Below are 9,870 nucleotides of genomic sequence, written 5' to 3'. Positions count from 1 at the left end.
CGTCATCGCTGCAAAACAAATCGGCCCGTTGTGCTGGTCTTGGCCAAGTTGCTGCAAAACTTGTTGGGTGTATTTCGATGCTCCCAATGATCGTAGACAGAATTCTTTGCTTAGTAGCAAAGGCCAAGTTCCCTGCGCGAACACTTTGTCGATGTGCAGTAACGCAATGCGAGACCCGAGGTTCCAGAAAATCTGTTCAGAGCTCAGGTTCTTCGGCGTGTCCATAGGGATGTAGAATTTTTCGTTACCAGTGTCGTTGTCCATCCATGTCAACACTTCGTCAAACCCTCGCAGCATGCCGCCATCGTTTAGTTTACGAATCGCCGAGATTAGCAGTGGATCGATAGACGGCGGGTCTTCGGCACGGACCTGGTTGAGCGTTTGGACGACAGGTTCGCTGGTCAAATAGTCAACCGTAGCGGTCACCGGGCCGGAGTGTCCATCACCGTGATTGACCGCTTCGGGTAATTCGCTGAGAAACGTCGAGCGTGCTGCCTGAAGCAACCCCGGGGCAAACCGAAGCATTCCGTTTTGAGTATGCCATTGGTTCACCTTCCCAGATTCCACGTCGACATGGATGCTTTCCGTTCCATGGCTCAGGATCAATTCACCCCCGACAACTTCGGTGTGGACCGATTCTTTGTAGGCCAGAGGCAGCCAATTCACCGGACTGCTGCGGAAACTGAATTGAAGCGGAGCTTCGGTTTCATCGCGTCGCGTGTTGCCCGACAGGGTAAAAGTGCCCTTTAAAAATTTGTCGGGATCTGGGTCGGCAAAATGTTCCGTACTGAATTGAATCTGTCCGCCCATCGAGCCCAGAGGGATCCGTAAACATCGCGGCAGAGCAGAGTGATTCAAGACGAATTGATCGCGGCCGATTAGCAGGGACGCCGTTTCGAGTTGACCATCGGCGGAGACGCCCGAAGGGGATTTTAGCTCCGCAAATAATCCATCGTTTGACTGGATAACCAACAGATTGTCCTCGCCCCATGCGGTGTACGTTTCAATGTCATCACCACGTGCAGCAATCCCCGACAACCATTGGCTGGCCTTCATTAGAACCGTCGCTGTTTTGTTGATCGGCTCATCGATCGGCGGTAGCCCGCTACACTCTTCAAGCTCAAGCGAAAGCGATTGTGTTTGCTTGTCAAAACGAAATCGGTGTTTTTTAAAACGGCCACTGTCCCACAACCGTTTTGTCATTTGCTGCAGTTCACTACGACCGATCGTGTCACCGATTGCCACCCCCAAATATTCGAGGATCTGGTCATATGTGTTGATCGAGTTGCCATGGACTTCGATCTCGCCGATTCGATCCGCCACTCCTTCGTCAAGTATGTCGACGATCAGAGCGGCGGTTTGACGATCGCGGTCCACGTCGAAGCGGACCAGGACATCGGATTGCGAAAAACCGAGGTCGGCGATGGCTTGGATCACCTGATTGCGCAAACCAAGTTCAGAGTCAAACCGAACTTTATCACCGATCTCCCAAACAGGATCTTTTAACTTCGATTCTTTGCCTTCTTCATTGACCCAGTACGTGACTATATTTTCATTGATCGCTACAAACTTGGGGAACGCGTTGGTGTCAGCGTAAGGCTCGGTCAGTCGACGCACCAGAGCTTGGGAGTCGATCTGTTTTGCTGCGACGATACGGACTTGACCGCAGCGAATTTGTTTGCCTTCGTCGACGGTGATTTTCCATCGCGACGGCGAGGATTTGTCAATGGAGATGACTTCCTCGCATTTGACGGTCGCTTTGTCAAATCCTGCATTGCGATATCCTTTGACCAGCAGGTTTTCAATCACACCCGCCAATTGGGACGAATCCCCCAAGGCGTGACTGGCGATCAGGAACTGGGGGTGAGCGTTGAGTTCCGCAAACAGCTTGCGTCGGGGAAAACTGTGATTGCCCCTCATTTCGATGCGATCAGCAATCGGGCTGGTTTGAGCGGAAGCCGTCGTGCAGGTGCTGATTTGTAGGGCGACCGCAATCAAGACGAGACAATGGATAGCGCCAGTCCAGATGATCACTTTTGAGACACCGTGGTAATAGGTTCGCAGCGTTTTGAGCCGACAAATTCTTGCAAAACTTCGCTACTGAAAAATGCCCGTGGTGAATTCTAACGATTGTTGCTGATCGAGTAAGAACTCATCTGCCACAGGAAATAGACATCGTTCTTGAGCGCAACCTGGGGTATGCTGTCGTACAGAGTTGTGTTTTTGGAAAAACACCCCATCCTGGAAGCGAGGCGGCAGATTTCGCTAGGCTGGTAGATGAGCGGAGCCCAAGGAAAAAGAATCTTATGTTCGAAGGCAGCATTGTTATCGGAGTCACGCTACTTTCGTTCGCAATCTGGTTGCACTGGAACGAGCGTCGGGGGTGGGCCCACGAGTCTCTTGAAGATGACTTGGATCATCGTTACTTTGCATCGCGATTGCGTTCTCGGCGTTGGGTGCATCTGTTGTTTGCGCTGTGCGGCGTCTTGGTGATCGTTGCCGCTTTTGCGGGGCCCGGCCGGGTTTGGATCGGCTGCTGGATGAGCGTGATGGTGGCATTGTTGGTGATCATGGTCTTAGCGGGCGTCGATGCGTTTCGCACGCTGAGGTATCAATCCAAAAAGAAGCCTGAGATACGCAGGCAGGTTTTCGAACAAGACGAGAAAGTGTAGGTCGCTGGCCCGGCATCGCTGCCGCGAACTTGGGTAGCGGCACGGCGCGGGGCCCGCCCGGTTGCAGCGAGTAAAGCGTTCAAACTAGACCGGGCAGCTCGCGCCGCTCCGCTGCAAAAAACACTGGGTTAGTACCAACGTCGGTGGAATCGATTGCTTGCTGACGCGTTAGAAAAACAGGCCGCCGGACTTGGGACCGACTTTGAGTGAATCAAAGAATATCTTTTGCTCTTCGTTTTCGGCGGCACGGTCGATTGACATTTGGGTTTCGACATCGGCACCCATGCTGGCGGGTTGGCTGCCGATCAAAATGTAGCGTTCATCGGCCAGATAGGCTTCGATCGTCATATCTGGAAGCATCGCTGACACCGAAACTCGGCCTTTGATTCCTTTGTAACCGTTGCGTTCGGTGGGGGTACCACCCAACACGTCGCCAGCGACAAACCGCTTCGCTTTCTTTCGCATCTGTTCGTCGTCGAGTTCCATTTTGCCATTATCCATCGCGCCGAAGAAAAAGATGGATCCGGTCTTGTCACTGCGAACCACTTTGGATTCCATCGCTCCCGGCGGCATTTCACGAAACACTTCGCCATCAGGCATGTAGACGGCACACCCCTCGAACTCTACGACTTGGTAACCCGCAGGGACGTTCTTGCCTAGCTCGGCGGCCGCATTCGCTGCGGTGGCACTCGCCTCGCCACCCCCTCCGCCAAACATCATCGAGACGACAAAAAACATCACCACAAAGGCCACCAGTCCGGAAACGACTCCGGCGATAATTTTGACGGGTAATGGTTTGCCCTTGGCTGCGGTTTGGGCAGAGTGCGTGTTGACTGCGGCGGCGGGCGCATCGCTCGCGGCTTCCTCTTGACCTGCCAACGGATCGCCTGGGATGGGGCCCTGGTAAACCGTGGCGGCGGGGTTCACGGGGAAACTTGACACCGCGGACGCGGGGGCGGCGCTGGGAAAATTGATTTGGCCGAAATCAAAGTCGTCGTCATCGGGGGTGAGCGATCCAGAGGCAGCCGCCTTGCTGGCGGCCGGCTGTCCGACGGAAACAATCGCGCCGCAACGTGGGCATTTCACCTTTCCGCCAGCGGGGGCTTTCTGAAGTTTCATACCAGCTTGGCATTGAGTGCATTTGACAGTCAGCATGGCGATTGGATTCGGTTTATCAGGCTTGAGGGAGGGGGCTGCCGTAGTCGGGGTGTACCCGTTCCAGCTTAACATCTTGGCATCGCCGCGTGTTTCGGTTTGGAGCACGAATGGGGTGGAATTTTGTCCCGTAGATGCGGGGCATTCGGGGCGCGAGCGATTCGCTACAATATCGCTGCGGATTGTCAGGAGACTCCGCATTCCTTTGATATTTGACGCTTTGCGTTTCTCTTGCCGCCAAGGACGAAATTTTCGATGACCACCGCTACTCTTCCCGCTCGTGATCAAGTCAAACCCGGTGACCGCTGGGATCTTTCGAGTCTTTGTCAGGACGACGCTGCCTGGGAAACGGAATACAAGAAGCTTGACGAGCAAATCGCCACTTACGAAACCTATCGAGGGCGGTTGGGTGAGTCAGCGGACGTGCTTGCCGAAGCATTGACGTTTGACAGCCAATTTGATCGTCTCGCCGAACGTGTTGGCACGTACGCGTTTTTGAAGACCACCGAAGATCAAGGCAATAGTGATTCGCAAGCGATGAAGCTGCGTTTTCAAAATCTAGCCGTCCGTGCGGGCCAAGCAGCAAGTTATATGCGGCCCGAGTTGCTGTCGATCGAAGAAGCACGGATGAGCGAGTTGGCTGCGGACGAAAAGCTGGCTCCGTTCCGATTGCAGCTCCAGCGTTTGCTGCGTTATCGGCCGCACACGCTGACGGATAACGAAGAGCGGTTGCTGGCGATGCAAGGCGAAATGGCATCCGCCGCTGGCAACGCGTTTCGGCAATTGAATGATGCTGATTTGCGGTTCGGTGAAATCGAGGACCACGAGGGGCGTAAGGTCGAACTTTCACACGCAACGTTTGGACAAATGTTGATCAGCCCCGATCGCAAGGTGCGTCGCAAAGCGTTTCACCAGTACTACGAACAATTTTCGAACCACGAAAACACGCTTGCCGCCACGCTCGGTGGCAGCATCCAACGAGACGTCTATTACGCACGGGCTAAAAACTACGATAGCAGCCTGCAAGCGGCGTTGTTCCCCGATAACGTGCCTGTCGATGTCTACGACAACTTGATTCATGCGGTACGCGAATCGTTGCCCAACGTGCACCACTATCTCGATGTGCGTCGCCGTAAAATGGGGATCGACAAAATCCATCATTACGACACTTACGTGCCAATCCTCAGCGGTGTCAAAAAACACCACACATGGGACCAAGCGGTCAACGTGATTCTCGAATCACTCGCCCCGCTCGGCAGCGAATACGTCGGAGTGCTCGAAGCCGGGCTTCGCGGACGTTGGTCGGATCGTTATCCCAACCGTGGAAAGCAAAGCGGTGCATTTTCGTGCGGAACGTTTGATGGCGATCCCTACATCTTGATGAATTTTAAAGAAGAAGTTCTTAATGATGTGTTCACGCTCACGCACGAGGCGGGGCACTCGATGCACAGTTGGCATTCGGCACGCAGTCAACCGTTTGAATACTACAACTACACGATCTTTGTCGCCGAAGTCGCCAGTACGTTCAACGAGCAATTGTTAACCGATTACTTGCTAAAAAATGCGGCCGATGACAACGAACGCGCGTACCTAATCAATAACGAACTCGATGGCATCCGAGCGACCGTGGTTCGGCAAACGATGTTTGCCGAGTTCGAAAAGATTACTCACGAAATGGCCGAAGCGGGCAAACCATTGACGGTGGCTACGTTCCGCGAGGTCTATCGCGAATTGTTGACCGCGTACTTCGGTCCCGATTTTGTCATCGACGATGAACTGGAACGTGAATGCTTCCGGATTCCTCACTTTTACCGTGCGTTTTATGTCTACAAGTATGCAACCGGACTGAGCGCGGCGGTCGCACTTTCGCGTCGTGTGCTCGAAGGTGGCAAGCAAGAACTTGACGACTATCTACGCTTTCTATCGGGCGGTTGCAGCAAAGATCCACTCGATTTGCTGCGTGACGCCGGAGTCGATATGACCCAACCCGAACCGGTCGCGACGACACTCGAACGCTTCCGGACTTTGACCGAAGAGCTCGATCAACTGATCTAGCGGCAATGGTTCTAGCGGCACCTCGCTTTTCAATCAACTTGCTTTTCACCTCAGTGGACTCGCGTTATGGCCAATTTGACGTTTTGTGGCGCCGCAGGCACGGTTACGGGATCTTGTTCGTTAGTCGAAAGCGAGGGTAAGAAATTCTTAGTCGATTGTGGCTTTTTTCAAGGCACGAAAACGACTCAGAGCTTGAACTACAAACCCTTTCCGTTTGATGCGGCAAAGATCGAGTTCCTGTTTTTGACTCATGCTCACATCGACCATTCGGGGTTGCTGCCGAAGTTGGTGCGAGCAGGATTTCGCGGCAAGATCTACGCTACCGATGCCACCTGTGATTTGTTGGAGTTCATGCTGCGTGATTCCGCCTATATTCAAGAATCCAATGCCGAACGATTGAACGTCAAACGCGAGCAGAAAGGCCAAGATTTGATCGAGGCGATCTATACGATGGAGGATGCCGAGCAAACGCTGCGACAGCTTGAGCGAGTGGAATACGAACAGTGGTTCAGCCCACGCGATGGGATTCGCGGGCGTTTATGGAACGCCGGCCACTTGTTGGGGTCGGCGTCGGTGGAAGTTCAACTCGACGAATCGGGCGATACGATTCGAGTATTGTTCTCGGGCGATCTCGGTCCAGACGAAAAAGCGTTTCACCTCGCACCAGACGCGCCCGCCGGGTACGACTACGTCATTTGTGAAAGCACCTATGGCAATCGCGATCGCGAAGACTACACGCTGGAAAAACGCCGTGGAATGCTGCAAGAGGAATTAACTCTCGGGCTAAAACGGGGGGGCAATATCGTCATTCCCTCCTTCGCCGTCGAACGCAGCCAAGAACTGCTGCATGATATCGGCGTGTTGATTTCGTCCGGCCAGATTCCCGAGGCGGATGTCTATCTTGATTCGCCGCTTGCGAGAAAGGTCACCGAAGTGTTCATCGATCATGCCCATGATCTGGATGATATCGAAACGGATGCGTCGAGCATCTTCCGGCACCGGCGTTTCCATCTCGTCCAAAGTGTCGAGGAAAGCAAGGCAGTCAATCGAATTAAACGCGGTGCGATCATCATTTCGGCAAGCGGGATGTGCAACGCAGGCCGGATCAAACATCACTTGAAAAACAACATCTGGCGACGTGAGTCGACGGTTTTGTTTGTCGGTTATCAATCGCCTGGAACCCTCGGGCACATCATCACCAGCGGTGCCAAGCGTGTTCGCATCTATGGAAAAGAATACAAGGTTGACGCGGCAATTCGCAGCATCGGCAATTATTCGGCGCATGCCGACCAAGGCGAGTTGCTGGATTGGGTGAAAGAACGTGGTCCCGTGTTGGGAGCATTATTTCTGAACCACGGCGAAGACGATGCGCGTGAAGCAATGCGTGAAATGTTGCACGAACAAGGCATCGACCGTGACAAAATTTTTATGCCGCAATTCGATGAAACCTTCGAGCTAAAAGCACATCAGTGCCCTGTGCTGGTGTCGCATCCTCAGCCTCGTTTGGATGAATCGCAAGCGGTCCGCGATTGGAATAATGACTACGCCAGTTTCATGATCAGCTTGGGCGATAAACTCAGATCGCTTCCGGATGGTCACAAGAAGGCCGAGTTGTTGCAGCGATTGTCATCCGTGTTAGGGCAGTAGACGTGGGGCGTATTACGGCACGGACGGAGTCTTATGCGAAGCCTGTTTAAGTACATCGTCGATGCGGTGCGACAGCCTCGCGAAGAGCTGACGCGTCATCAGGAATCGGTGCGTTATGCCTGTGACTTGACCGCTCATTGTTGGCGTCAACTGGTTCACTTTCGCGCCGAAGGGATGGCGGCGGAATTAACCTATCGCACGATCTTTTCGCTGATTCCCGTCGTTGTACTGGGATTGGTGATGTTTCGCATCGTCGGCGGACTCGATGAGGTTCAGCAAAAAGTCGAAGACCAGGTCTATTCGTTCTTTGGCGTTCCGTACATCCCGGATGACTATTTCCAAAACGAAACCGACGAGCAATTGGAGTTGCCGATCGGCTGGGACGCTGGCGACGGGCAAACCGATTTCAGTTTGTCGCCTCCTTCGTTGGAACAGCCCGACGCGGCGGTGCTCCAACAGACGACCGATTCGGTGACTGGCGGGAACGAAGTCGAAGATCCCAACAGCGACGCCGAGTCGCGTCGTCAGGCACGCGCGGGGATTCGCAAGGCGTTGCACGAAGCTACCGCTAAAATTGCCGATCTTGACTTTGCGTCCATCGGAGTGATTGGATTGGTGTTGTTTATCTACGCCGCGATCGCGTTGGCGAATGCGACCGAATCGATTTTCAATTTGATCTTCGAAGCCTCGACCCATCGGCCGGTCCATATCCGCGTCGCCATTCATTGGTCGATTATCACGTTGGGCAGCGGGTTGTTGGCGATCAGTTTGTATTTGTCCGGCCAAGCCATCGATTGGTTCGGAACGCTCGGGGCGAACCAGAGGCTTGTGGTGATTGCATCGCATGGTTTGTCATTGATCGCGAGCTGGGCGTTGCTATTCCTGTTGTACGCGTTGATGCCCAATACGCACGTCTCGGTTCGCGCGGCGGCAATCGGATCGTTTGTGGGGGCGGTGTTGTGGCAGGCCGCCAAAGCAGGTTTCCAGTTCTACGTAGCCACAGCGCTGCCCTACGCGGCGCTGTATGCATCGTTGGGATTGATCCCGTTGTTCTTGTTTTGGATCTACGTGACTTGGCTGATCTTTCTGTTCGGTTTGATTCTGACGCGAACGCTACAGATGATGCGAGGCCAACGTTCGGCCAAATGGATCGATGCGGATGACGAAACGGCCCTACACGGTGATCCCGATTGGATGTTGCCGATGATGGTCGAAGTGGCCGAAGCGTTTGCAGCGGGCAAGACGCTGGATTTCCAGCAGCTTTCGACACGGCTAGGGCTGAACGGCAATCACGCCCGCGAGATGGCAGAACGTCTTGTCGATGCAAAGTTGCTGCGACGTGTGACCCAAGGCAATGACGATGACGAGGATGATTCCTTGACTCTAGGGCGACCGGCCCAGCAGATTGAAATTCAAGAGATTCTAACGCTGGCTCATCACTCACGGTCCATTAGCCGGCATCGAGCCTGGGTGGCCCTCCGCGAGATCCGGAAGACCCAACACGACGCCGTGGCGGGGCAAACGCTTGCTTCGCTAATGAGTGACGGCTAACGCATTTTTTAATGAAGATCGGGGGGATTTCATGAGCGGCGCGACGAGCGGATTGCCGGGGCAAATTCAATCGATTTAAATCGCCGCGACCGGGCCGCTGCGGCTGAAGCTTTTTCCCGAAACAGCCCTCCCTGCCGCTCCCATTACTTGCACTGGACGTGGGGTGCCTTATGATCAAGGGGCAAATAGACTCGTATTGGCGAGTCCTCCGTCTGTCCCTTCGAATGTTGTGAGCGTCATGATGCTGTCGCCCGTCCTTTCCGCTGCTGCCGAAGCCGCCCCTGTTGGTTTTGTAATGCCGCTGGCAAATTGGCAATTGCTCGGGCAAAAGCCGATGAATGTGGTTTGGTTGGCGATCGTGCTGTTTGTGCTTTTTTTGATCGCGATCTTGGGATTCTTCTTTATCCGCTATGGAAAACTTTGGTTCCAAGCGTACATGTCGGTCGCCGACGTCAGCTTGATGAGCTTGATTCGGATGCACTTCACGAAGGTCAATCCAAACGTCATCGTGCAGGCCAAAGTCATGTCGGCTCAAGCGGGGCTAAGCATTTCGCGTCGTGACGGGATCAGCACTCGGCGATTGGAAGCCCACTATTTGGCCGGTGGGAATGTGATGAATGTGATTCACGCAATCATCGCGGCTCATCGCGCCGAGATTCCATTGGATTTTGACCAAGCCGCTGCAATCGATTTGGCCGGACGTGATGTTCTGGACGCGGTGCAAACGAGTGTTTATCCAAAAGTCATCGATTGCCCCGACCCGAGTCGAACCGGAAAGACCACGCTCAGT

At 54.0% G+C, this 9,870-nt stretch carries 7 protein-coding genes; 5 read left to right on the top strand and 2 right to left on the bottom strand.

Annotated features, from left to right (window positions below):
• The coding region (locus ABX962_RS20310; protein WP_372721844.1) for a hypothetical protein at window positions 1–2,034 on the bottom strand (2,034 nt) is incomplete at its 3' end.
• Window positions 2,035–2,306: 272 nt separating this feature from the next.
• Between ABX962_RS20310 and ABX962_RS20305 the strand changes: the two genes are divergently transcribed.
• The gene (locus ABX962_RS20305) at window positions 2,307–2,672 is read left to right on the top strand and encodes a hypothetical protein (RefSeq protein ID WP_372721843.1); all 366 of its coding nucleotides are present in this window, start codon (window positions 2,307–2,309) and stop codon (window positions 2,670–2,672) included.
• A gap of 168 nt (window positions 2,673–2,840) precedes the next feature.
• On the opposite strand, the gene ABX962_RS20300 is transcribed toward ABX962_RS20305, so the two are convergent.
• Window positions 2,841–3,791, bottom strand: a complete 951-nt coding sequence (locus ABX962_RS20300) for a hypothetical protein (RefSeq protein WP_372721842.1) — start codon at window positions 3,789–3,791, stop codon at window positions 2,841–2,843.
• A gap of 291 nt (window positions 3,792–4,082) precedes the next feature.
• On the opposite strand from ABX962_RS20300, the gene pepF reads away from it, so the two are divergent.
• The 4 genes from pepF to ABX962_RS20280 all read left to right on the top strand — a co-directional run.
• Window positions 4,083–5,882 (top strand): oligoendopeptidase F, encoded by a 1,800-nt coding sequence (pepF, locus tag ABX962_RS20295; RefSeq protein ID WP_372721841.1) that lies wholly within the window; start codon window positions 4,083–4,085, stop codon window positions 5,880–5,882.
• 66 nt (window positions 5,883–5,948) lie between these two features.
• Window positions 5,949–7,529, top strand: coding sequence for an MBL fold metallo-hydrolase (locus tag ABX962_RS20290; RefSeq protein WP_372721840.1), 1,581 nt, complete (start codon window positions 5,949–5,951; stop codon window positions 7,527–7,529).
• 33 nt (window positions 7,530–7,562) lie between these two features.
• Complete coding sequence (locus ABX962_RS20285) at window positions 7,563–9,080, top strand: YihY/virulence factor BrkB family protein (RefSeq protein ID WP_372721839.1); 1,518 nt, start codon at window positions 7,563–7,565, stop codon at window positions 9,078–9,080.
• Between the two features lie 334 nt (window positions 9,081–9,414).
• Window positions 9,415–9,870, top strand: a 456-nt coding sequence (locus tag ABX962_RS20280) for a flotillin-like FloA family protein (RefSeq protein ID WP_372721845.1), incomplete at its 3' end; no start/stop codon positions are given.

The sequence above is a fragment of the Novipirellula sp. genome (genome assembly GCF_041583735.1).
Lineage (GTDB): Bacteria > Planctomycetota > Planctomycetia > Pirellulales > Pirellulaceae > Novipirellula.
This window is presented reverse-complemented; position numbering and strand designations above follow the sequence as displayed.

Coding starts and splice junctions, on each gene's coding strand:
- ABX962_RS20305 (WP_372721843.1), top strand. CDS start 2,307: ATGTTCGAAGGCAGCATTGTTATCGGAGTCACGCTACTTTCGTTCGCA.
- ABX962_RS20300 (WP_372721842.1), bottom strand. CDS start 3,791: ATGAAACTTCAGAAAGCCCCCGCTGGCGGAAAGGTGAAATGCCCACGT.
- pepF (WP_372721841.1), top strand. CDS start 4,083: ATGACCACCGCTACTCTTCCCGCTCGTGATCAAGTCAAACCCGGTGAC.
- ABX962_RS20290 (WP_372721840.1), top strand. CDS start 5,949: ATGGCCAATTTGACGTTTTGTGGCGCCGCAGGCACGGTTACGGGATCT.
- ABX962_RS20285 (WP_372721839.1), top strand. CDS start 7,563: ATGCGAAGCCTGTTTAAGTACATCGTCGATGCGGTGCGACAGCCTCGC.